The organism is Actinomycetota bacterium, assembly GCA_030684515.1.
In the GTDB taxonomy this organism is placed as follows: domain Bacteria; phylum Actinomycetota; class Actinomycetes; order S36-B12; family S36-B12; genus UBA11398.
Genome location: JAUXVJ010000024.1, coordinates 347,522 through 370,493 on the forward strand (window position 1 = coordinate 347,522; position 22,972 = coordinate 370,493).

Genomic DNA, 22,972 nt, shown 5'->3' on the forward strand with positions numbered 1-22,972 from the left:
TTTACGGCAAAAGGGCTATCTGCTCCTGAGGCCACTCAGCCAGTCGCCGAAGGCCAGCACTGTGACGATGCCGGCGGCCGCTATTGGCCACATCAGCGCAACAGCGGGCATGTGCAGCACGAGTGGGCCGTCAATCACCTGATCCTGGGTGCCGGCCAGTCCTTCGATCTGCACTCCACCAAGGCTGTGGCCCACCCACCACATGGCCAGCGATCCCACGATTGCACTTGCCAGCGCAGCCACCAGCACAGAGGCCAAATGCTCGCGACGCATGGTGGCCAGTCCGATCGTGACCAGCACGCCGGCGACCAGCGCCAGGAAGGCAAAGGTGACGTCGGAAGCCAGGAAACCGGTGGGCTGGAACTCCACGAATTGGCCGGACTCGACCACCACCTGCACACGAGGTGCCAGCCGCCACCAGATGACGCCCATGGCCATACCCACAACCACGCCGAAGATGAGTCCAGCCACGAGCACCGCCGAGGCCTTGCGCGTCTTGGACATCAGCTCAGGCAGTTCGGGCCGAGCAAGGCCTTCAAGTCGCCGTACAGGGCAGGGCTCGGCGTCACGCGCAATTTGTCATCAAGTCGCAGCACCGTTGTGCGCGCCCCGCCGGTGAGATGCAAATGAACCTCGGTGGTCCCCGGATGCACAGCGAGAATCTCTTTGAGCCGATCAACGAGCGGAGGAATGCAGCGATTGGCCTGCATGGTCAGGCGCACTGGTCCGGCATCTGCTTCGCTGAAGTCCGGAGCGGTGATCTCCATCGCAACAACACGCACGCCATCGTCGTCACTGCGGTCCACCCGCGCACGGACGATGATCACGGCATCCTCAATCAACAAGGTGCTGACCTGGTTGTAGGACTGCGGGAACACCATGACTTCAACTGAGCCTTCAAGATCTTCAAGGCTGACGATTGCCCAGGGGGAACCCTGTTTCGTGGTCTTGCGCTGCACAGTGGTGACAAGCCCTCCGAGAGTCACCGTGATGCCATCGGCACGCTCATCAAGCAGTAGAGAGGCGATCGAACGATCGGTCAGTTGCGCAAGCAGGCGTTCGGCTCCATGCAGGGGGTGATCGCTGACATAGAGGCCGAGCATGTCGCGCTCATGGGCAAGCAGCACGCGCTTGTCCCACTCCCCGATTGAAATATCTGGTGGCGTGACCAGTGAGTTGTCGTGGTTGGCATCGAGGCCTCCGAAGAGATCGAACTGCCCGACAGCTTCAGCCCGCTTGATGTCGACTGCTGAATCCACGACGAGTTCGTGCACAGAGATCAAGCCCTTGCGGGTGTGACCAAGGGAGTCAAAGGCCCCTGCCTTGATGAGTGATTCGACGACGCGCTTATTGCAGACGGCCGCTTCGACCTGTGCGATGAAATCGTGGAAATCGGCGAACCGGCCGACCTTGCGGCGCGTTGCGATGATCGAGTCGACGACATTTGCGCCGACATTGCGAATGGCCGAGAGCCCGAAGCGAATATCGGTTCCGCGTGGCGTGAAATCGAAGTCAGAGTCATTGACATCAGGTGGCAGGACCTTGATGCCCATCCGGCGACATTCATTCAGGTAGATCGCCGAGCGGTCCTTGTCGTCCTTCACGCTGGTGAGCAATGCAGCCATGTACTCAGATGGATAGTTCGCCTTGAGATAGGCCGTCCAGAAGGAGACCACTCCGTACGCAGCGGAGTGCGCCTTGTTGAAGGCGTAGTCCGAGAACGGCACGAGGATGTCCCAAAGAGTCGAGATCGCCTTGTCGCCGTATCCATTTGCGCGCATGCCATCGCGGAAGGGTTCGAACTCCTTGTCGAGGATCTCCTTCTTCTTCTTGCCCATCGCTCGTCGAAGCAGATCGGCCTTGCCAAGGGAGTAGCCGGCGAGCTTCTGGGCGATCGCCATCACCTGCTCCTGATAGACGATCAGCCCGTAGGTGTCACCGAGAATCTCGGACAGGGGTTCTTCAAGCTCAGGGTGAATGGGGACTACGGGCTTTCGACCGTTCTTTCGATCGGCGTAGTCGTTGTGCGCATTGGCGCCCATGGGACCTGGGCGATAGAGCGCACCCACGGCTGAGATGTCCTCGAAGCTGTCTGGCTGCATCGACCGCAGCAGCGCTCGCATCGGTCCACCGTCGAACTGGAACACCCCGAGGGTGTCGCCACGCCCGAGCAGTTCATAGGTGGTCTTGTCGTCAAGGGTCAGGTCTTCGAGCACCACGACCTCACCGCGGTTGCTCAGGATGTTCGCCAAACAGTCGTCCAGGACAGTGAGATTGCGAAGGCCCAGGAAGTCCATCTTCAGCAAGCCCAGGGTTTCGCAGGCACCCATATCGAACTGAGTGATGACCGAGCCATCCTGTTCGCGCCGCCAGATAGGCAGGACATCAAGGAGCGGCTCACGGCACAAGATGACGCCGGCCGCGTGCACACCCGGTTGGCGCTTGAGACCCTCAAGCCCGCGAGCAGTCTCGACAACGCGCGCTGCGTCAGCGTCTGCTTCGACCAGTGCGCGAAATTCAGCCGCCTCGGAGTAGCGATCGTTCTTGGAGTCGAACATTCCGGCGATAGAGAGGTCCTTGCCCATCACTGCTGCTGGCATCGCCTTGGTGATGCGATCGCCCAGCGCGTACGGGAAGCCGAGCACGCGAGCGCTGTCCTTGATCGCTGCCTTGGCCTTGATCGAGCCGTAGGTGATGATCTGCGCGACATGCTCCTCGCCGTAACGATTGGTGGCGTAGCGGATCATGTCCGAGCGGCGGCGATCATCGAAGTCGATATCGATGTCGGGCATGCTGATGCGCTCGGGGTTCAAGAAGCGTTCAAACAGCAGTCCGTGCCTGATCGGATCAAGATCAGTGATGCCAAGTGCGTAGGAGATCATCGAACCGGCCGCTGAACCGCGGCCCGGGCCAACGCGAATGCCATTGTCCTTCGCGTACTGCACAAGGTCAGCCACCACAAGGAAGTAGCCAGGGAAGCCCATCTGCATGATGACGCCGACTTCGTACTCAGCTTGGCTTCGGACGTTGTCGGGAACGCCCTCGGCGTAGCGTTTGTGAAGTCCGCGCTCAACTTCCTTCACAAGCCAGGACTCTTCGGATTCGCCAGCGGGCACTGGGAACTGCGGCATGAGGTTGGCACCCTCAGTGAAGGTCACATCGCAGCGCTCGGCGATGAGCAGTGTGTTCTCAAGTGCCTCAGGAAGCTCGCTCCAAACCGAGCGCATTTCGGCAGCTGACTTCAGGTAGAAGTCGCGGGCATCAAAGCGGAAGCGCTTTGGGTCATCCATCGTGGTGCGAGTGCCGATGCACAGCAGGACATCATGGGTATCAGCATCACTTGCGCGGACGTAATGCAGGTCATTGGTGGCAACGAGGGGCAGATCCAAGGACCGAGCGATGCGCATCAGATCCGTGCGGAATTTGGTCTCGATCTGCAGGCCGTGATCCATCACCTCGCAGAAGTAGTTCCCCGCACCCAGGATGTCGCGGTAGTCAGCTGCAGCGGCAAGGGCCTTGTCGTACTGGCCTGCCTGCAACCAGCGATTGACCTCACCGCTGGGACATCCGGTGGTACCGATCAGGCCCTTGCCATAGCGCTGCAACAGGTCCCGATCAAAGCGAGGCTTGTGGTAGTAGCCCTCAAGGCTTGCCAAAGAGGACAGGCGAAACAGATTGTGCATGCCCGCTGTGGTCTCTGACCACAGCGTCATATGGGTGTAGCTCTGCTTGCCTCGACCAGCTGTGGGATCTTCAGGAGTGCCTTCGTCAAAGCCGCCGCCGAAATCGAACTGGCGGCGTTCGAAGCGCCCCTGAGGGGCGTAGTAGCCCTCAAGCCCGATGATCGCCTTGATGCCGTGCTGTTTGGCCTTGGCATAGAACTCATAGGCGCCATAGAGGTTGCCGTGATCAGTCATGGCAATGGCGGGCATGCCGAGTTTGACCGCTTCACCAAGCAGATCATCCAGCCGGGCAGCGCCATCGAGCATGGAATATTCGGTGTGGACGTGGAGGTGAACGAACTGATCCTCCGAAGTCATTGACCCACTCTAACTTCGACTCAAGCGCTGTCTCGGAGCCGCGCCAAGGCGGTGGCCAGATCGCCCGGATACTCGCTGGTGACCACTATCCGCTCACCCGAAGAGGGGTGTTCGAAGCCCAAGGAGACGGCGTGCAGCCACTGCCGCTCCAGGCCCAATCGCTTTGCCAAGGTGGGATCTGCGCCGTACGTGAGGTCGCCCACGCACGGGTGGCGCATGGCCGCCATATGGACGCGGATCTGGTGAGTACGACCCGTTTCCAGATGCACCTCCACCAAGGAGGCGTGTGCGAATGCTTCAAGGGTTTGGTAATGCGTGATGCTCGCCTTGCCCCCCGCCACGACCGCAAATCTGTAGTCGTGATGCGGATGGCGATCGATGGGAGCATCAATGGTGCCGCGAAATGGGTCCAGCTGGCCTTGCACAACGGCGTGATAGATCTTGTCGACAGTGCGCTCTTTGAACTGCCGCTTCAGACTCGTGTACGCGCGCTCGCTCTTGGCCACCGCCATCACGCCAGAGGTGCCAACGTCGAGCCGGTGCACGATCCCGGTGCGCTCGGCAGCCCCTGACGTCGAGATTCGATAGCCGGCTGCAGCGAGTCCGCCCACCACCGTGGGACCTGTCCAACCTGGACTTGGATGCGCAGCAACTCCCACTGGCTTGTCGACCACAACGACGTCGTCATCGTCGTAGAGCACGCGCATCCCAGGCACGAGAGCAGGCGGTTGGTCCACGGTCGACTTCGGCTCCAAGGCATCGGGGTCCACTTGCAGCATCGAACCCACCAGAAGACGATCGCTCTTGGTCAGTGGCCTGCCGTCCTGCAGCACCAGCCCGGCATCAATTAGCGCCGCCGCCTTGGTTCGCGACAGGCCGAGCATGCGAGTCAGGGCAACGTCGACTCGCTCGCCTTCAAGTCCGTCGGGAATGGGAAGCATCCGCTGACTCATGGGCTCCCCGCTGCGGCACCGCGATAGTCGACGCCCTTCAATGCCAGCACCACCATCAGCACTGCCGAAAGGGTCAGGCTCATGTCAGCAACATTGAAGACAGGGAAATTCGGCAGTTGAATGAAATCCACGACATAGCCCTGCCCGAAACCCGGCTCGCGAGTCAGGCGGTCGATCAGGTTCCCCAGCGCTCCGCCCAGCAGTCCGCCAAGGGCGATTGCCCACAGGACACTGCCGAGTTCACGCGCGGATCGGATGATCACAATCACCACGACAAGTGCCACGATGGAGAAGACCCAGGTGAAGCCATTGCCCATGCTGAACGCGGCACCAGTGTTCTCGGTGTACGTCAGTCTCAGCAGTGAGCCGATGATCTCGATCGGGCCCTCTCCGCCCGGGAACAGTCGCGGACGCAGTTGCGCAACAGCCCAGGCCTTGGTGAGCTGATCGAGAACGACCACGCCAAGAGCAACACAGATGAGCGTGATGATTGGCCGAGTATTGCGCCGTGTGCTCACTTGAGCACTCTAGTGACTAGAGCGAAAGCCTCTCGTCCGCCTGCTTGCACACCAAGCACAGTGTTGCGCGCGGGAATGCCTGCAGTCGGTACTTGCCAATCGGCTTGCCGCACGCCTCACAGGCGCCGTAGGTGCCGGTGTCCAGACGGGCGATCGCATGCGTCACCTGGGTGAGCATGTCGCGAGCATTGTTGGCCAGGGACATTTCGTGTTCGCGCTCGAAGGTCTTGCTGCCGGCATCGGCCTGATCATCACCGGCGCCCTCACCTGAGTCGCGGATGAGGTCTGCCAGACCGGCTTCGGCGTTGTCGAGTTCGTCTTCAAGGCGCTTGACGTCAAGGATCAAAGCGGCGCGTACCTGCTTCAACTCGGCCGCGGTCCACGGGGACTCATCCTCACGGACCATTGGCTTACCGGACGGGGCCAGTTGCCGCTTGGCGGCCTTCTTGGCCGCAACCACCTTCTTCACCGGTGCCGGGACTGCGGCAACGACAGGCGCTGGTGCAGCAGCCTTCTTGGCGGGCACTGCCTTCTTGGCCACCGGCTTGGCCACCGGCTTGCTTGCTGGCTTGCTCGCTGGCTTCTTGGCGGGCACCGCCTTCTTGGCCACGGCCGCCTTCTTCACCGGCGCTGCTGCCTTGGGGGCCGGAGCAGCCTTCTTGGCAGGCGTGGCTTTCTTTGCCACGGCGGCCTTCTTCACTGGAGCAGCCTTCTTGGCAGGCGTGGCCTTCTTGGCGGGGGTGGCTTTCTTGGCCACGGCCGCCTTCTTCGCCGGCGGCTTCACCGGTGATTTCTTCGCAACCATGGCGCTCCCTATTTTGGTGATTTCGGCGGAGCCTAGAACATGCGCCTAACCGCTCCCATCTGCCGCGCCGGACGACGGGTATCCTGCCCTCTGCCTTCCATCGCTAGGAGCTCCATGTACCGCGCTGTGCCCGCGCAGATCGACTTGCCCGCGATGGAACACGAAATCCTCGATCTATGGCAGACCCAATCGACCTTCGAGCGGTCCCTTGAACAAAGCCGAGGGCGTCCGAGCTGGGTTTTCTATGAGGGACCTCCCACCGCCAATGGCACCCCGGGCACTCACCATGTTGAAGCTCGAGCCTTCAAGGACATATTCCCGCGCTACCGGACGATGAAGGGCTACCACGTCCCTCGTCAGGCGGGCTGGGACTGTCATGGGCTTCCCGTTGAGCTGGCAGTTGAGAAGGAACTCGGCTTCACTGGCAAGCAGGACATCGAGGCCTTTGGCGTTGCTGAGTTTAACGATCGCTGTCGCGAGTCAGTGCTGCGACATGTGGGTGAGTTCACCGACATGACTCGACGCATGGGCTATTGGGTGGACATGGAAAGCGCCTATTGGACGATGGACTCGTCGTATGTCCAGAGTGTCTGGTGGTCCTTGAAGCAGATCTTCGACAAGGGCCTGCTTGTGCAAGATCACCGAGTGGCTCCCTACTGCCCACGTTGCGGCACGGGCCTTTCTGACCACGAACTAGCACAGGGCTACGAAACCGTTGTCGATCCCTCGGTCTTTGTGCGCTTCCCCGTGACAGATCAGAAATTTCTCGCGAAGTATCCGCATGCCGCTCTCCTGGTATGGACGACCACGCCATGGACCCTGGTGTCCAACACCGCGGTGGCCGTAAAGCCCAGTGCGAACTATGTGGTTGCGCAGCTTGCTGACGGCGAAGTACTCGTGGTCGCCGAAGAACTCGCTGCATCGCTGTTTGGCGAGGACTTTGTCGTGCTTGAACAGATGCCTGGCACTGATCTGGAGCACATCCGCTACGAGCGACCCTTTGATCTGATCGACATCCCTGACGCGCACTACGTCATCCTCGCCGACTACGTCACTACCGACGATGGCACCGGACTCGTGCATCAGGCGCCAGCCTTTGGTGCGGACGACCTCGCCAGCTGTCGTGCATATGGCTTGCCCGTGGTGAACCCTGTAGCCGCAGATGGCCATTTCAATCTCGATGTCCCAGTTGTCGGCGGTGTGTTCTTCAAGAAGGCTGATGAAGAGCTGGTGGAGATGCTGCAGAAGAGCGGCAAGCTGTTCAAACACGTGCAGTACGAGCACCCCTATCCCCATTGCTGGAGATGCCACACCCCACTGATCTATTACGCGCAGCCGTCCTGGTACATCCGCACTACCGCAATCAAGGACGCCTTGATCGCACAGAACGAATCGACCAACTGGTTTCCCAACACCATCAAGCATGGCCGTTTCGGGGACTGGCTTGAGAACAACGTCGACTGGGCACTGTCACGCAATCGCTATTGGGGCACTCCCCTGCCGATCTGGCGTTGCCAGAACGATCACCTGCTCGCCGTGGGCTCGCTCGCCGAGCTCAGCGAGCTGGCTGGTCGCGATGTCTCTGCGACTGATCCGCACCGACCCTTCGTCGATGACATCACCCTGCCGTGTCCCACATGCTCCGCCACCGCAACGCGAGTGCCTGAGGTCATTGACTGCTGGTATGACTCCGGTGCGATGCCATTCGCTGCCGTCGGTTATCCGCAAAGTGACTTGGACTTCCAGGCCCAGTACCCCGCCGATTTCATCTGCGAGGCCATTGATCAGACGCGAGGTTGGTTCTACACGTTGATGGCAATCGGCACTCTCGTGTTCGAGGAGTCCTCATACAAGAACGTTGTCTGCTTGGGACACATCCTTGATGAGGATGGCCGAAAGATGAGCAAGCACCTTGGCAATGTCCTGGAGCCAATTGGGTTGATGAACGATCACGGCGCTGATGCAGTGCGTTGGTTCATGCTGGCCAGCGGATCTCCCTGGCAGGCACGTCGGGTTGGCCATGCGGCCATCGGCGATGTTGTGCGCAAGACGCTGCTCACCTACTGGAACACCGTTGCCTTCCAATCTCTGTACGGACGATTGGCGCAATGGGATCCCTCCACGCCAGCGCCGGCGCCCGCTGATCGCCCAGTTATCGACCGATGGCTCCTGTCGGAAGCCAATCGGCTGGCCATCGAAGTCGATGCGGCACTTGACCAGTTCGACACTCAGCGTGCCGGGCGACTGCTTGCCTCATTCGTTGACGATCTGTCGAACTGGTACGTGCGTCGATCACGCCGGCGCTTCTGGGACGGCGACCCCGCGGCCCTTGCGACCCTGCATGAAGCCCTGCGCATCACCACGTTGTGCATGGCGCCCTTCACCCCATTCATCACCGAGCGGGTATGGCAGGACCTCATGTCCAATGGCGAGGCCGGAGATTCAGTGCACCTGCAGGCCTGGCCGACACCTGATTCAACCCTCGTGGACGACGGGCTCACCAAAGACATGACCCTGGTTCGACGAATCGTCGAACTAGGACGCGCTGCTCGGGCATCAAGTGGTGTGCGCACCCGTCAGCCCCTGCGTCGTGCGCTGGTGTCGGCAGCTGGTTGGTCAGAGCTCTCAACTGAGATGATCGAACAGGTCTGCGAAGAGCTGAATATCGGCAGTACCGATGCCCTGGACTCTGACGAGGCTGGCTTCGTTGACATCTCGATGAAAGCCAACTTCCGCGCCCTTGGCCAGCGTTTCGGCAAGCAGACACCACTGGTTGCAAATGCGATCGCTGCTGCAGATGCCGCCGCAATCCAGGCCTCCCTTCGGGCTACTGGCACTGCCAATGTCGATGCCAGTGAACTTGGCTCAGTTGAGATCACCGCTGATGAAGTCATCGTCACGGAAACTCCGCGTGAAGGCTGGGCCGTGGCAAGCGAAGCAGGCGAGAGCATCGCTTTGGACTTGGTGATCACAGATGAGCTACGTCGCGCTGGATTCGCACGTGAAGTAGTGCGCGCAATTCAGGAAGCCCGCAAGAACGCAGGATTCGAGATCTCTGATCGCATCAGCATCTGGTGGACCAGTGCCGATCCCGAGGCACAGCTCATGTGGGCAGCACATGCCGAAGAAATAGCCGCCGAGGTCTTGGCCACTGCAGTGCTGCAGTCAACTGGTGGCGAGTTCGCGGTGCTGGTGCCAGAGCTTGAACTGCAACTGGCAATCACGCGCAACTAGCGCGAGAGCAGACTGATCAGCACCTGCAGCACGATCAGCAGCAGTAGGAACGAGAAATCAAGAGCCACGCCGCCAAGCCGCAAGGGTGGGATGAACCTGCGCAGCAGTCGCAATGGCGGATCCGTCAGTGAGTAGACGCCCTCGGCGATGACGAGGATCGGGCCGCGGGGCTTCCAGGAGCGCGCAAAGATCTGGAGCAGATCAAGGATGATGCGCGCAAACAAGACAAGTTGGTAAAGAAACAAAATGGTGGCAAGGATCTGCCCGACTTCACCCATCAGCTCTGGTTGAAGAAGCCGTCTTGTGCGATCTGCGCACGAGCGGCATCACCGACATCGACGTTCGCCGGAGAAAGCAAGAAGACCTTGTTGGTGATGCGCTCAATGGTGCCATGCATGCCAAAGACCAGACCAGCAGCAAAGTCGATGATCCGCTTGGCGTCAGCGTCATCAAGCTGAGTGAGATTCATGATGACCGGCACGCCCGAGCGGTAGTCCTCGCCGATGCGACGCGCATCGTTGTAGCTCTGCGGGTGCACGGTCTCGATCCGGCTGAACTCAAGCGGCGCGATCGGACGTCGATCGGCTAAGGGCGCCATGGTGGGTCGACGATCTGGGGTTGCATCGCTGCGGAAGGTGCGCACTGCACGCGTATCGGGAAGTGGCTTGACACTGCGGCTCTGGTAGCGATCGTCTTCATGCTCGTCGTAGGCCGGGCGGCGATCGCGGGTGCGCACATCGCGTCGGGCATCCTCGTACTCGTCTTCGAACCGATCATCATGATCGTCGTCCTCGACGAGGCCGAGATACACGGCCATCTTGCGCATTGCGCCAGCCATGAGCCAGGGACCTCCTAGATCGCCAAATAGTTCATTCGTCTTGCGTGAACCATCAGGCTACTTCAGAGCCGGACGGTTCCCCAGTAGCGCGCCCCCTATGCGCACCTGTGTCGCGCCCCCGGAGATTGCTGCCTCAAGATCCCCGCTCATGCCCGCTGAGACCACTTTCGCCTCAGGAGCCACGCGCAACAGTTGTTCTTGAGCACTCGCAAGCGCACCGAATGCCACGAAAGGATCAGCACCCAATGGCGCAACGGCCATGAGTCCTGCAAGCCTGAGCGAGCTCAGGCCTTGGATATGGCTGGCCAAGGGGAGCAATGCTGTGGGGTCGACTCCCCCGCGGCCGGCCGCCTCCTGAGGATCCAGCGACAGTTGGATCAAGACATCAATCGAGCGACCGGCAGCTGCAGCGGCGGCCGAAAGGGCATCAGCAAGTTCGACTCGATCAACAGACTCCACAACATCTGCCCATTGGACTATTTGCCTGACCTTCTTACGTTGGACCTGGCCGATCATGTGCCAACGCAGGGGTGACGCGCACAGCGCACGCTTCTCTCGCGCTTCCTGATCGCGACTCTCCCCCACGTCTGTGCAGCCGAGTTCTGCAAGCAATGTCAAATCCGTTGCCGGGAAGGTCTTGGTCACTGGAAGCAGGGTGACGCTCTCAGTCGGACGGCCCGCCTGTGCGCATGCATCGGCAATGCGCTGATGCACTGCAGCGAGGTTGCGTTGCAACTGTGCGCTCCGGCTGGTCATAGCGTCACGATCATGCCTTGCCTGCCTGTGGCTCCATCGGCCCTATGCGAAAAGAGCTGCGGATCGGTTGCCGTGCATCGGTCGATGGCACTTGTGGAAACGCCGTGCCTTCGCAGCTGCGCATGCACGCCCGCTCGCACATCAATGTGCCACTGACCTGATCGATCGAAGGCGCAGGCCGCAAAGAGCTCACTGCTGAGTTGAGCTTTGAGTTCACTGACGCAGTCGATCCCAACCGGGTAACAGTCCACGCAGATCGACGGACCTGTGACCGCACTGATCCGAGTAGCCCCATGTTTGCGCATAACGTCAATTGCTGCCGTCACCACTCCAAGCCCAAGACCGCGCCATCCGCAGTGCACTGCGGCCACGACTGGTGCCGATGGATCTGCCAGCACGATTGGCACGCAATCGGCAGCCAAGGCCAGCAGCCCAAGGCCAGCAACATTGGTCACCACAGCATCCGCGCCTTCGGCGATGCCGCCGTGCACTGCAAAGGCCACCCGCGCATCGTGTTGAGCGTCCAGCACACAGACGTCGGCCACTCCCAGCATTTGTCCTGCGAGCTCGCGGTTCTGCAGAACGGCGCTCACGGTGTCACCGACGGTGAGTGAGAGGTTGAGCTGGGCGAAATTGCCCGTGCTGACTCCCCCCAAACGACCAGTGGCCGCCCAGTTGACTGGACGGCCACCAGGTGTCGCCGGGCGAAAACGCCCGACGGCAACGGGATTCATAGTGATTTGGGGAAGTTTCCTACTTGAGGAAGTCGGGGATATCGAGATCATCGTCGGCATCGTCGAACACGATGGTGCGCGCCGGCTGCACTGGGCGGGCCGCTGGCGACGTCACGATTGGCACTTCACCCGTGGTTGTGGGCGCAGTCTCCGTTGATCGACGTGAAGTTGCCGAGCGGGCTGGTGGCTCGCCACCGTCGAAGCCTGCCGCGATCACGGTGACGCGAACCTCGTCACCGAGGGTGTCATCAATGACAGCACCGAAGATGATGTTGGCATCGGGGTGCGCAGCGTCGGCGACCAGACGAGCAGCCTCATTGATTTCAAACAGACCAAGATCACTGCCGCCCGAAATTGAGAGCAGCACGCCATGGGCACCATCAATACCGGCCTCAAGCAGCGGACTTGAGATGGCCTTCTCGGCTGCTTCAACAGCGCGATCCTCGCCACGTGCTGAACCAATACCCATGAGTGCTGAGCCAGCGGAGTGCATGACGCTCTTGACGTCTGCGAAGTCCAGGTTGATCAGACCAGGGGTGGTGATGAGGTCTGTGATGCCCGAGACACCTTGCAGCAGAACGTGATCGGCCTGACGGAAGGCATCGATGACGCTGATGTTGCGATCCGAGAGCGATAGCAGTCGATCATTTGGAATGACGATGAGCGTGTCGACCTCTGCACGCAGATTGTCGATGCCGACATCAGCCTGTGATTGACGACGACGACCTTCGAAACCGAAGGGACGCGTCACCACACCAATGGTGAGTGCGCCGAGTGAACGTGCGATGCCAGCCACGACAGGTGCGCCACCGGTTCCGGTTCCGCCACCTTCACCTGCAGTGACAAAGACCATGTCTGCGCCCTTGAGCACTTCTTCGATCTCTTCCTTGTGGTCTTCAGCTGCCTTCTTGCCGACATCTGGGTTGGCGCCAGCGCCGAGCCCACGAGTCAGCTCACGACCAATGTCGAGCTTGACGTCTGCGTCGCTCATCAGGAGGGCCTGCGCGTCGGTGTTGATGGCGATGAACTCCACGCCCTTGAGTCCGACCTCAATCATTCGATTGACCGCATTGACACCGCCGCCGCCAATTCCGACAACCTTGATCACCGCGAGATAGTTCTGTGGAGCCGCCACTGCGCTTCCCTTCATTCGTTGGCGGACCGACCTGTCCAGCCGACCCATGCCCGCCACCAACTCTCAACCTCAAGTTGAGGATCAACCCTGAGGTTGGCGTCGAGCGGCGGGAAGGTAGTCGCTGTTACCCCTGTTGCGCAAGTGAGGTTCCCGAATTCGATGAATTACCGGCGCAGCTTCTCCTTGAACGTGGTGGGCAACTCCGGGGCCGAGACGTCATAGATCGTGGCTTTGCGTTTGAGGAGCGCCCGAGTGACCTGAGCCTTGAGCTCGGCCTGTTCGATGCTTCCCCAGCGCACGATCGCCGAGGATTTCAAGGTCAGCGCGACATCGTCGCGCGTGGTCGCCTTCAGTGAGACAACCTTCTGTCGAATGTCATCGGGAAGGCTGGTGAGCACTCCCATCGCTGCGACCAGGCCGAGGTCCTCCGCATGCACGATAGGAAGTCCCGACGGAACCACTGCGACTGGAGTGAAGGCGACTCCTGCTGCGTCCACAACAGTGCCGTCGCTGCGCGTGGCAATTGCAGTGCGAGGGGTCACAGCAATGACGACCTCATGCGGCCAGCCACGTCGAACATCGATGTGATCGATCCAGCCGATAGTTGACAGGTGTTGGGCAATCGCATCAGTGTCCAGCTGCGCCAGCGGAACCCCGAGCGGCACGCTTGCGGTGTTGTGCACTTCGCGGGCGGCTGCTCCGTCAACGCCCACGACCGTTACTGAGTCGGCAGTCAGCAACGACGAGAACCAGATCATCCAAGCCAGAGCGAGCAATGCCAGCGCCACGAAGATGCCAATGATGACGCGCAGACGTCGACGCGGACCGCGCGCCCGGTGGCGATCAAGCTCGACAACGGGCGGCGTCATGCGCGTTCCGCCAGCAATTCAAGGACTTCTGCGCCGAGCAAGCCGATATCCCCGGCCCCCAAGGTCATGATCAAATCGCCCGAGCGCGAGCGCGACGCAAGTTCGCCAGCCACGGCAGACCAGGACGGTTCGAAATGCACTTGACCTGCTGGCAAGGGCACCTTGGAGGCCATCGTCTGGCCGCTTGCTCCAGGGATTGGCGTCTCCCCCGGTGCATAGACCTCAAGGACAACGACCTCATCGGCCAAGCCCAGAGCCGCACCGAATTCAGTCATGAAGTGGGCGGTCCGGTAGTAGTGGTGCGCCTGGAAAGCGACGATCAGTCGGCCTTCACCGACGACATCGCGAGCCGCGCGCAGCGTTGCGTCGATCTCAGTCGGGTGGTGGGCGTAGTCGTCAAAGACTCGCACGCCGTCGGCCTCGCCCTTGAAATCAAATCGGCGACGGGTTCCACTGAACTCCGCCAACCCAAGGATCAGTTGCTGGGTGTCAAAGCCCAGCCCAATGCCAGTGACCAACGCGGCCAGGGAATTCAGGGCGTTGTGCATGCCCGGGACCTGCAAGCTCACAGTCCCGATGCGCGTGCCTTCGTCATCCACGGAGTACTCCCAACCGCGGCCCACAAGTCGCGGCTCGACAAGTTGATAACGAGAGTCAGGGCTGGTGCCGTACGTGCGCACATCCACCCCCAGCGCGGCAGCGCTGCTGGCCAGGCGCCGACCTCCCTCGTCATCAATGCAGATGGTGACGAATCCTTGATTGGCATGCACATTGCAGGCGAAGTCCAAGAAGCCCTGCTCGATAGCAGCCAGATTTCCCCAATGGTTCAAATGGTCGGCCTCGACATTGGTCACGATTGCAGCCACGGCCGCCAACTGAAGGAAAGCACCATCACTTTCATCTGCTTCCACGACGAATATCTCGCCACTGCCCAGATGCGCATTGGCGCCGGTCTCATTGAGCTCGCTGCCAATGGCGAAGGATGGATCGGCGCCGCAATGCTGCAGCGCGACAGTCAGCATGGAAGTCGTCGTGGTCTTTCCGTGCGTGCCGGACACCGCCACTCCTCGACTGCCGGTCATCACTGCGACCAAAGCGTCAGCACGCGTGAGTTCAGGAATGCCACGCTCCTGAGCCGCACGCCTCTCAGCATTGCTTTCCGGAATCGCTGTGGAGAACACCAAGGTGTCGACCCCATCGAGCCAATCACCTGAGTGCCCAATGTGCACGTGAACGCCAATCGCGCGAAGCGAATCGATGCGTCGAGAATCCTTGGCGTCGCTGCCAGAGACACTCGCGCCCTGCGCAATCAGGATGCGAGCGATACCCGACATTCCGGCCCCGCCGATACCGACGATGAAGACATGTCCCAACTCGCTCACAGGGCATCTTCTCCCGTGCGGGCTCGGCGTTGATGAGCCACCCTGAGTACGGCGACGGCGAGGCGCTGTGCTGCATCGCGGACACCAACGCTTTGCGCTGCCGTGCCCATCCGCAGCAACTGATCGGGGCTGTGAATAAGCGATGTCACGGATTCCAGCAAGCGATCTGGCGTCAACTCCTCGTTGTCGATCAACAGGCCACCGCCAACCTGCACCACGGTGAGGGCGTTGACTCGCTGCTCACCATTGCCGATGGGAAGCGGGACGAAGATCGTTGGAAGGCCAATGGCCGCGACTTCCGCAACAGTCATCGCGCCTGCGCGGGTGATCGCCAGATCAGCTGCTGCATAGGCCTGATCCATGCGGTCGATATACGGCAGTGGCACGTACCCGGCTTGGGCGTCTGGAGCCTGGTTCTTCGGACCATAGCCATGCAGGACCTGCACACCCGATGCAAGCAGCCGTGGCAGCGCTTGCGCCAGGGACTCGTTGATGTGCTGAGCGCCTTGCGAACCGCCAAAGACAAGCAGCACGGGTCCGGTGGGTGACAGTCCAAATCCCGCGCGAGCAGCTTGGTCAGAATCCGCACGATCAAGGTGCACGATCGATTGACGCAACGGCAGGCTCATCGGCACACCCGGAAGGCTGCCCGGCACCGTCACATAGACCTCAGTCGCATAACGAGCCCCGACGCGATTGGCCAGGCCAGCTTTGGCGTTGGCCTCGTGGATGATCAGGTCGTATCCAAGTTTCTTGGCAGCACGATAGGTCGGCAGCGCCGCGTAGCCCCCAAACCCCACGATCACATCCGGCGTGATCTCCTGCAGATGCGCAACTGCCTGCTTGGTGGCAGCAGACACTTTGGGCACCAGCTTCAGCAGATCTGTGGAGATCCGGCGGGGCATCACTACTGCCGGCACGGTCTTCAATGCGTAACCCCTGGATGGAACAAGCGAGGTCTCCAAGCCGTGATCACCGCCGATGATCGTCACGACAACTTCCGGATCTTCGCCTACCAATGCGTCGGCCAGATTCAGGGCCGGCTCTATATGGCCGGCCGTTCCCCCCGCTGCGAGCACAACATGAATCGCCCGGCTCATCGCCTGGCCAGCGAGCGAGCGGTTGCTCGGCGTCGCAGGGTTTGTCTGGCGCCAGGCTCATTGCGGGCAAAGGCAAGCAGCATGCCGATAGCCGCGAGGGTAGGAATGAGGGAGGAGCCGCCGTACGAAACAAACGGCAAAGGCACTCCGGTGATCGGAAGCAAGCCGAGCACTGCGCCGATATTGACGATGGCCTGCACCACAATCCAGGAGCCCACGCCTGCTGAAGCCAGGCGGACGAAAGGATCCGAAGTCGTACGGGTCAGCCGGAACACAGCGAAGGCAAGCACAGCAAACAGGATCAACACGCTGAGAGTGCCGATCAGGCCCAGCTCTTCACCGATGACAGAAAAGATGAAGTCGGTATGCGCTTCAGGAAGTGCGCCCCACTTCTCTCGACTTGCGCCGAGCCCGACGCCAAGCACACCGCCGGTCCCCAGTGCGTAGTGGCCTTGAGTCAGTTGCCAGCCCACGCCAAGTGGATCGCTGCCCGGGTTCAACCACGAGGTGAACCGTTCCATTCGATATGGGGCTGCCAGAGTCAGCACCCACACGCCGAGAATGCCTGCTCCTGCGAAACTGGCGAAGAACTTCCAGTGCGCTCCAGCAGCAAACAGCATTCCGCAGGTGATCGCAGCAAGCATCAAAGTGTTGCCGAAGTCACCTTCAAGCAAGACCAGCACCATGAAGAGTCCAGCAACTGGCAAGAGCGGTATGAGCAACTGCTTGAGGTTCGCGTGGTAGTGCTCCTTGCGCGCCAATTGGTCAGCACCCCAGACAACCAAGGCGAACTTGGCGAACTCTGAAGGTTGAACGCGGAATGGCCCAAAGAGCTCAATCCAATTGCGCTGGCCAGCGACCGAAACACCGACGATGAGCACTGCTATCAGGAGCACGATGGCCACTAGGAAGATCCACCGCGCTGTCCCGCGCCAGAATTGCACTGACACTCGAGCGGTGAAGTACAAGCCGATCAAGCCGATCACACCGAACAGGGCCTGCCGTTGAGCAAGGGTGTATGAACTTCCGAAGATCCGATAGCTCTCAATGCTCGAAGCCGAGAGCACCATGACCAAGCCCAGCAGCAATAGCAGGACCGAGGATCCGCCGATCAAGTAATAGGTGCTGAGCGGATGGCCCAGCAGGTACTTCACCCGACTTTGCCTGGCTGGTCGCCTCGTGGTGGTGTCACTCATGACTGGGCCCCGCTGATTGCCAGCACAGCGTCAGCGAACAGGTCACCGCGCTGTGCATAGTCACGGAACATGTCCCAGGAGGCGCATCCGGGAGCCAGCAGGACGGTGTCGCCCTCGTGCGCAAACGAGCGCGCGGCAGCGACAGCTTCAACCATGGCATCAGTCTCTGTGCGATCGAGGATTTTCACGGGTACCTGCGGCGCGTGTCGCTTCAATGCTTCAGCAATGAGTTCGCGATCGACCCCCAGCAGCACGACTCCGCGCAATCGCGATGCAGACTCGATCACCAGTTCATCGAAATCCTGACCCTTTGCCATTCCGCCCGCGATCCACACGATTGAGCGATAGGCGTGTAGAGACGTGCTCGCAGCATGGGTATTGGTTGCCTTGGAGTCATCGATGTACGTCACACCATCAACGGTCGCCACCGTTGCAATCCGATGTCCCGCAGGAGTGAAGTACTGCAATCCTGCCCGCACTGCCACCGCTGGGACACCGAATGCGCGAGCAAGGGCTGCGGCTGCCAATGCGTTTGCGATGTTGTGCGGAGCGTTGGGCTGCACATCCGAAGTGACCGCAAGTTCTTGAGCAGCCTCACGCCGATTGTCAACGAATGCGCGATCGACCATGAGATCCTCGACAACCCCGAGCATGGATACATCGGGAATGCCAAGGGTGAAGCCAATGGCACGACAGCCCTCTATTACTTCTGCTTCCTGGACCATGCGCAGAGTCACTGCGTCATCAGCATTGAATACCGCAGCAATCTGTGTGCGCTCATAGATGCGGGCCTTCGCTGAGATATACGCCTCCAGACTGCCGAAGTGATCAATGTGATCGTCAGCAACATTCAGACACACAGCTGCGAAGGGACTGATGGAGTTGATGAATGGCAGCTGCGGGGCACCGACTTCCACCGCAATGACATCAAGTTCCTCATGCATCACCACATCGATCAGCGAGTGGCCGATATTCCCAGCGGAGGCTGTTCGCAGACCGGCTGCGGAAAGCATCGACTCCAGCATCAAAGTAGTGGTGGTCTTGCCGTTGGTGCCTGTCACGACGAGCCAAGGAGCAGCGCCTTCGGCTGCACGCAAACGCCAAGCGAGCTCAAGCTCTCCCCACACCGGCACTTCCTGCGCGAGTGCCGCTTGAATCAACGGCGCGCTCGGGCGCATTCCGGGAGACACGACCAGCAGGTCACTTGGCGGCAATTGGCCGTCGTGCCCCAGTAGCACTGTTACCCCGATGACATCCAGGACATCCGCACGCTCACGTTGCGGTTGGCCGTCTGCAGAGTCGACCAGAGTCACGCGCGCGCCAATTTGGGCAAGTGCATCGGCTGCTGCAAAGCCCGCAATCCCAATGCCAGCAACCGTTACGCGTACATCGGACCAGTCCGAGTCTCGTGTGAGCGCGTCAATCACGAACGAACCCACTCGGCATAGAAAAGGCCAATGCCTGCGCCGATACACAGCCCATGGATCACCCAGAAGCGCACGACAATTTGAATCTCGGGCCAGCCAAGCATTTCGAAGTGGTGATGCAAGGGAGCCATGCGCAGCACTCGACGCCCGGTCAATTTGAACGATCCGACCTGGGCGATCACCGATAGCGTGGTGATCAGGAACAGTCCAGCAAGCAAGGGCAGCAGGAGCTCGGTGCGGCTCAGGATCGCAAGGGCCGCGATCGCTCCACCAAGGGCGAGCGATCCGGTGTCGCCCATGAAGATGCGCGCGGGTGAGGTGTTCCACCAAAGGAATCCAAAGCTTGCACCGGCCAAGGCGGCCGCGATCACTGCAAGATCCAGGGGGCTCACCGTTGAATAGCAGGTGGCGGCTACTGAATCACTGAATGCGCAGTTCTGCCCGTATTGCCAGACGGTGATGATCACATAGGCGATGAAGGTCATGATCGATGCGCCGATTGCCAGCCCATCCAGACCGTCGGTCAGGTTGACGCCATTGGTCGTTGCGGTGACCAGAAACCAGACCCACAGCAGAAACAGGCCAAGGGGAAGGACGATCGCCGTATCGCGAACGAAGGAAATGGCCATTGACGCTGGCGATTCGCCGTCCTGAGTGAACTGAAGCGAGAGCCAGGCAAAGCTCACAGCAACAACAGCCTGACCGATCAGCTTGGTGCGAGCACGCAAACCCGTGCTGCGCTGCTTGAAGATCTTCAAGTAATCATCAGCCACACCGACAAGACCCAAGCCGACCATGAGGTACATGACGAGCATCGCTGACGGCGTGATGGGGCGCCAGGTAAGCAAGTGAGTCAGGAAATATCCGGCGACAACGCCGAAGATGATCGCCACGCCGCCCATGGAGGGGGTGCCGCGCTTGCTCTCGTGATCGGGGTAGAGCTCACCCTCAGCTGAGACACGGATGGCCTGCGAATACCCGTGCTTGGCAAGGATGCGGATGAGCAGGGGGGTTCCGATGAGCGTGACCATCGTGGCGATGGTCATGGAAATCACGACCAGTCTCATTGGGAATCCCGCTCTCCGAGTGCAGTTGCAAGCCGCTCGAGTCCAATTCCGCGCGAAGCTTTGATCAGCACGATATCGGTGGGTCGGACTTCTGCCGAAAGCAGCGCAATCGCGGCCGGCACATCGGGGACCCAATCGGCCTGGCCAAGCCAGTTGACTTCTGCCTTGGCCTCATCGAGCGTCACTTTCGTGGCAGGCCCAATACAGAGCAGACGTGAGACTTGGGCCGCAGCTGCAAGCTTGCCCACCAGCGCGTGCTCGGCGTGAGATCGATCGCCTAGTTCGAGCATCTCCCCCAAGACAGCCCATCGGCGACGATCGGTTCCCATGGCGGACAAGGTTCTCAGGGCAGCAGCCATGGACTCGGGATTGGCGTTGTATGCGTCATTGACAATCGTCACATCCTCGGTCGTGACGGTTACTTCCATTCTCCAGCGGCTGCTGATCACAGCCGCGGACAGTCGCTCGGCGATCTGCTCGATTGGCATGCCCAGCCCATAGGCGACAGCTGCGACGGCAAGAGCATTGTCGACGAAATGCTCACCCAGGATCTTCAGCGAGACTTCGACTCGGTGATCGTCCATCAGCAAAGCGAAGGAGGCGCGCGCCTGATCATCGAGCTGCACCGCTTGCGCCCGCACATCACATGCATCTGAGCGGCCGAAGTACACCACTCGAGCGGCTGTGCGAGAAGACTGCTCGCGCACGAGCGCGTCATCGCCATTGACGATGGCAACTCCGGTGGCAGGGAGTGAGGCGATGAGCTCGCCCTTGGCTCGTGCGACTTCACTTCGGCTGCCAAGCAGCCCCAGATGGGCAGAGCCGACATTGAGCAGCACGCCGATCTGCGGAGTCGCGATCTGACAGAGCAGTTCGATGTGACCCAGCCCGCGCATGCCCATCTCCAGGATGAGGAAGCGCGTGGACTCATCAGCGCGGAATATCGTCAGCGGTACGCCGACTTCAGTGTTGAGCGAGCCTTGTGGCGCAACGGTGGTGCCAAGACTCTGGAGCACTGAGGCCAGGAGATCCTTTGTTGAGGTCTTCCCACTGGAAGCAGTGATGGCGATGACCACACAATTGGTGAGTTGCTGGCGAACATGCTGAGCGAGCATCCCCATGGCAACAACGCTGTTCTCGACCACGATGCAAGGAACGCTGAGCACTCGTTCGCTGAGCACCACGGCGGCGCCTGCCGCGATCGCTGACTCAGCGAAGTCGTGACCATCAACGCGTTCGCCTGGAATCGCGACATACATTGCCCCGGCGCTGACTTCCCGCGAATCGACTACGACATTGAGAACTGCGTCTTGGGCGTGTGTGCCGTGTACTTCACCTGCGACGATCGCGGCTATCTCGCCCACGTTCAGCTTGATCATGAGCGTGCACCTTCACGAGCAGAGAGCGCTTGTGCAAGTTCAACTCGATCATCGAAGGGCAGGACGGTGCCTGCGATCTCCTGACCTTGTTCGTGACCCTTGCCGAGCACGAGTACCACGTCGCCAGGCGTCGCCAACTGCACCGCGCGCTGGATTGCCTCCTTGCGAGGCCCGACTTCAAGCACCACCGCCCCATTGACAGCAGACAAGGCGCGAGCGCCTTCAAGCACTGAAGCGCGAATCGCAGCGGGATCCTCTGATCTTGGATTGTCATCGGTGACGATCACCAGATCTGCCAGGCGCGCAGCCATGGCTCCCATCAAGGGTCTCTTCACAACGTCACGATCTCCACCCGCGCCCACGACGACGATGATGTGCCCCTCGGTGAGTTCTCGCACCGCTGTGACCACTCGCCCGATGGCGTCCGGCGTATGCGCGTAGTCAACGAAACTGGAGATATCCGTTGATCCGGCGTCACCTGCGACCGCCTGCAGCCGCCCTGGTACCTGCACCCGGCTCAAAGCATCTGCCGCCACGGCAGCCGAGATGCCGATGCGATCCAGCAGTGCAATTGCAAGCGCTGCGTTGGCGCGATTGAAGGCACCTGGCAGTGCGAGCGCCAAAGGAGTTCGCTCCCCGCTCGGTGACTGCACGAGCCATCCGCCTTCACCATTGGCCACAACAGTCCAGTCGGCGTGCTTGCCACTAATAGATACCGTTGCCATAGGAATTGTCACGAGCTTCGCAAGCCGCTCACCCCACGCGTCATCGATGCAGACAACTGCGAAGTCCGCGTGCTCTGAGGTGAAGAGCAGGCGCTTGGCGTCAAAGTAGGCATCCATCGTTCCGTGGTAGTCCAGATGGTCTTGAGTCAGATTCGCGAATCCAACTGCTGCGAAGCGCAGACCTGCGACACGGTGTTCAACCATCGCATGGCTGGACACTTCCATCGCAGCACCGGCAACGCCTCGCTCTCGCATAGATGCGAGCAGTGCATGAATTGTGCTGGACTCAGGCGTTGTGCGCAGCGACGCGATCTCTTCGGTGCCGATGCGAACGCCGGTCGTGCCGATGAATCCCGTCGACATTCCTGATGCGCGCATTCCAGCTTCAACCATGCTCGCAACCGTTGTCTTGCCGTTGGTCCCCGTGACGCCGACCAACTGCACTTGCTCGGCATTGCCTGAATAGATGGCGCGGGCGATGAATCCCAGCCACGACCGAGCCTGATCAAGCACCAGCACCGGCACTTCAGCGAAAGACTCTCCAGATGACTGCCAACTTGCCCAGCCCTCGTCGTCGGTGAGCAGGGCCACCGCACCATTGCGCAGTGCTTCTGTCGCATGCACGATGCCGTGTTCACGGTGGCCGGCCAATGCCGCAAAGAGATCACCCGAGCGAATCAATCGAGAGTCCAATTCGACTCCCCCAACGAGGACAGCGGCTGATCCGTGCAGAACAACTGCCGAGGGGACTACCTGCTGGAGAGCCCCAAGCACAACGGGTGCCGAATGGGGTCGAGGGCCTTGTTCCACGTGC

Annotated in this window: 19 protein-coding genes; 1 reads left to right on the plus strand and 18 read right to left on the minus strand. The window is 60.6% G+C overall.

The genetic code is table 11. The features are described 5' to 3' along the window. Positions 1 to 15: 15 nt before the first annotated feature. The 5 genes from Q8M73_10520 to Q8M73_10540 are packed head-to-tail and all read right to left on the minus strand — an operon-like array spanning position 16 to position 6,316. The gene (locus Q8M73_10520) at positions 16 to 504 is read right to left on the minus strand and encodes a hypothetical protein (protein MDP2288983.1); all 489 of its coding nucleotides are present in this window, start codon (positions 502 to 504) and stop codon (positions 16 to 18) included. After that, entirely contained in the window at positions 504 to 4,040 is a 3,537-nt protein-coding gene (dnaE, locus tag Q8M73_10525) for a DNA polymerase III subunit alpha (GenBank protein MDP2288984.1), read from the minus strand. Before dnaE ends, Q8M73_10520 begins: the two co-directional genes overlap by 1 nt. Before the next feature lie 20 nt (positions 4,041 to 4,060). Continuing rightward, positions 4,061 to 4,993, minus strand: a complete 933-nt coding sequence (locus Q8M73_10530; protein ID MDP2288985.1) for an RluA family pseudouridine synthase — start codon at positions 4,991 to 4,993, stop codon at positions 4,061 to 4,063. Continuing rightward, entirely contained in the window at positions 4,990 to 5,511 is a 522-nt protein-coding gene (gene lspA / locus Q8M73_10535; protein ID MDP2288986.1) for a signal peptidase II, read from the minus strand. Before lspA ends, Q8M73_10530 begins: the two co-directional genes overlap by 4 nt. A 16-nt stretch (positions 5,512 to 5,527) precedes the next feature. After that, entirely contained in the window at positions 5,528 to 6,316 is a 789-nt protein-coding gene (locus Q8M73_10540) for a TraR/DksA C4-type zinc finger protein (GenBank protein MDP2288987.1), read from the minus strand. 114 nt (positions 6,317 to 6,430) lie between these two features. On the opposite strand from Q8M73_10540, the gene ileS reads away from it, so the two are divergent. Further along, positions 6,431 to 9,550: an isoleucine--tRNA ligase gene (gene ileS, locus Q8M73_10545; GenBank protein ID MDP2288988.1), complete on the plus strand. Its 3,120-nt coding sequence runs from the start codon at positions 6,431 to 6,433 to the stop codon at positions 9,548 to 9,550. On the opposite strand, the gene Q8M73_10550 is transcribed toward ileS, so the two are convergent. The 13 genes from Q8M73_10550 to Q8M73_10610 all read right to left on the minus strand — a co-directional run bounded on the left by Q8M73_10550 (position 9,547) and on the right by Q8M73_10610 (position 22,968). After that, positions 9,547 to 9,828 carry a YggT family protein gene (locus Q8M73_10550; protein MDP2288989.1) on the minus strand — a complete coding sequence of 94 codons (282 nt, stop codon included), beginning with the start codon at positions 9,826 to 9,828 and terminating at the stop codon, positions 9,547 to 9,549. The two genes, ileS and Q8M73_10550, sit on opposite strands and share 4 nt — an antisense overlap. Beyond that, positions 9,828 to 10,388: a cell division protein SepF gene (gene sepF, locus Q8M73_10555; protein MDP2288990.1), complete on the minus strand. Its 561-nt coding sequence runs from the start codon at positions 10,386 to 10,388 to the stop codon at positions 9,828 to 9,830. Before sepF ends, Q8M73_10550 begins: the two co-directional genes overlap by 1 nt. Positions 10,389 to 10,445: 57 nt before the next feature. Next, positions 10,446 to 11,144 carry a YggS family pyridoxal phosphate-dependent enzyme gene (locus Q8M73_10560; GenBank protein MDP2288991.1) on the minus strand — a complete coding sequence of 233 codons (699 nt, stop codon included), beginning with the start codon at positions 11,142 to 11,144 and terminating at the stop codon, positions 10,446 to 10,448. Then, positions 11,141 to 11,878 carry a polyphenol oxidase family protein gene (locus Q8M73_10565; GenBank protein ID MDP2288992.1) on the minus strand — a complete coding sequence of 246 codons (738 nt, stop codon included), beginning with the start codon at positions 11,876 to 11,878 and terminating at the stop codon, positions 11,141 to 11,143. The genes Q8M73_10560 and Q8M73_10565 overlap by 4 nt, the downstream gene beginning before the upstream one ends. A gap of 19 nt (positions 11,879 to 11,897) precedes the next feature. Further along, positions 11,898 to 13,013 (minus strand): cell division protein FtsZ, encoded by a 1,116-nt coding sequence (ftsZ, locus tag Q8M73_10570; protein MDP2288993.1) that lies wholly within the window; start codon positions 13,011 to 13,013, stop codon positions 11,898 to 11,900. Between the two features lie 164 nt (positions 13,014 to 13,177). Continuing rightward, positions 13,178 to 13,882 (minus strand): FtsQ-type POTRA domain-containing protein, encoded by a 705-nt coding sequence (locus tag Q8M73_10575; GenBank protein ID MDP2288994.1) that lies wholly within the window; start codon positions 13,880 to 13,882, stop codon positions 13,178 to 13,180. Further along, the gene (murC, locus tag Q8M73_10580) at positions 13,879 to 15,264 is read right to left on the minus strand and encodes a UDP-N-acetylmuramate--L-alanine ligase (GenBank protein MDP2288995.1); all 1,386 of its coding nucleotides are present in this window, start codon (positions 15,262 to 15,264) and stop codon (positions 13,879 to 13,881) included. The genes Q8M73_10575 and murC overlap by 4 nt, the downstream gene beginning before the upstream one ends. Next, entirely contained in the window at positions 15,261 to 16,364 is a 1,104-nt protein-coding gene (gene murG / locus Q8M73_10585; protein ID MDP2288996.1) for an undecaprenyldiphospho-muramoylpentapeptide beta-N-acetylglucosaminyltransferase, read from the minus strand. Before murG ends, murC begins: the two co-directional genes overlap by 4 nt. Continuing rightward, the gene (ftsW, locus tag Q8M73_10590; protein MDP2288997.1) at positions 16,361 to 17,560 is read right to left on the minus strand and encodes a putative lipid II flippase FtsW; all 1,200 of its coding nucleotides are present in this window, start codon (positions 17,558 to 17,560) and stop codon (positions 16,361 to 16,363) included. Before ftsW ends, murG begins: the two co-directional genes overlap by 4 nt. Next, positions 17,557 to 18,987: a UDP-N-acetylmuramoyl-L-alanine--D-glutamate ligase gene (gene murD / locus Q8M73_10595; protein MDP2288998.1), complete on the minus strand. Its 1,431-nt coding sequence runs from the start codon at positions 18,985 to 18,987 to the stop codon at positions 17,557 to 17,559. Before murD ends, ftsW begins: the two co-directional genes overlap by 4 nt. Beyond that, a complete protein-coding gene (mraY, locus tag Q8M73_10600) occupies positions 18,984 to 20,054 on the minus strand; it encodes a phospho-N-acetylmuramoyl-pentapeptide-transferase (protein MDP2288999.1) in 1,071 nt (356 codons plus the stop codon). The genes murD and mraY overlap by 4 nt, the downstream gene beginning before the upstream one ends. Beyond that, entirely contained in the window at positions 20,051 to 21,433 is a 1,383-nt protein-coding gene (gene murF, locus Q8M73_10605; GenBank protein MDP2289000.1) for a UDP-N-acetylmuramoyl-tripeptide--D-alanyl-D-alanine ligase, read from the minus strand. The genes mraY and murF overlap by 4 nt, the downstream gene beginning before the upstream one ends. After that, on the minus strand, positions 21,430 to 22,968 hold the full coding sequence (locus Q8M73_10610; protein ID MDP2289001.1) for a UDP-N-acetylmuramoyl-L-alanyl-D-glutamate--2,6-diaminopimelate ligase: 1,539 nt from the start codon (positions 22,966 to 22,968) through the stop codon (positions 21,430 to 21,432). The genes murF and Q8M73_10610 overlap by 4 nt, the downstream gene beginning before the upstream one ends. Positions 22,969 to 22,972: the final 4 nt, after the last annotated feature.

Coding starts and splice junctions, on each gene's coding strand:
- Q8M73_10520 (MDP2288983.1), bottom strand. CDS start 504: ATGTCCAAGACGCGCAAGGCCTCGGCGGTGCTCGTGGCTGGACTCATC.
- dnaE (MDP2288984.1), bottom strand. CDS start 4,040: ATGACTTCGGAGGATCAGTTCGTTCACCTCCACGTCCACACCGAATAT.
- Q8M73_10530 (MDP2288985.1), bottom strand. CDS start 4,993: ATGAGTCAGCGGATGCTTCCCATTCCCGACGGACTTGAAGGCGAGCGA.
- Q8M73_10540 (MDP2288987.1), bottom strand. CDS start 6,316: ATGGTTGCGAAGAAATCACCGGTGAAGCCGCCGGCGAAGAAGGCGGCC.
- ileS (MDP2288988.1), top strand. CDS start 6,431: ATGTACCGCGCTGTGCCCGCGCAGATCGACTTGCCCGCGATGGAACAC.
- Q8M73_10550 (MDP2288989.1), bottom strand. CDS start 9,828: ATGGGTGAAGTCGGGCAGATCCTTGCCACCATTTTGTTTCTTTACCAA.
- sepF (MDP2288990.1), bottom strand. CDS start 10,388: ATGGCTGGCGCAATGCGCAAGATGGCCGTGTATCTCGGCCTCGTCGAG.
- Q8M73_10560 (MDP2288991.1), bottom strand. CDS start 11,144: ATGACCAGCCGGAGCGCACAGTTGCAACGCAACCTCGCTGCAGTGCAT.
- Q8M73_10565 (MDP2288992.1), bottom strand. CDS start 11,878: ATGAATCCCGTTGCCGTCGGGCGTTTTCGCCCGGCGACACCTGGTGGC.
- Q8M73_10575 (MDP2288994.1), bottom strand. CDS start 13,882: ATGACGCCGCCCGTTGTCGAGCTTGATCGCCACCGGGCGCGCGGTCCG.
- murG (MDP2288996.1), bottom strand. CDS start 16,364: ATGAGCCGGGCGATTCATGTTGTGCTCGCAGCGGGGGGAACGGCCGGC.
- ftsW (MDP2288997.1), bottom strand. CDS start 17,560: ATGAGTGACACCACCACGAGGCGACCAGCCAGGCAAAGTCGGGTGAAG.
- mraY (MDP2288999.1), bottom strand. CDS start 20,054: ATGAGACTGGTCGTGATTTCCATGACCATCGCCACGATGGTCACGCTC.
- murF (MDP2289000.1), bottom strand. CDS start 21,433: ATGATCAAGCTGAACGTGGGCGAGATAGCCGCGATCGTCGCAGGTGAA.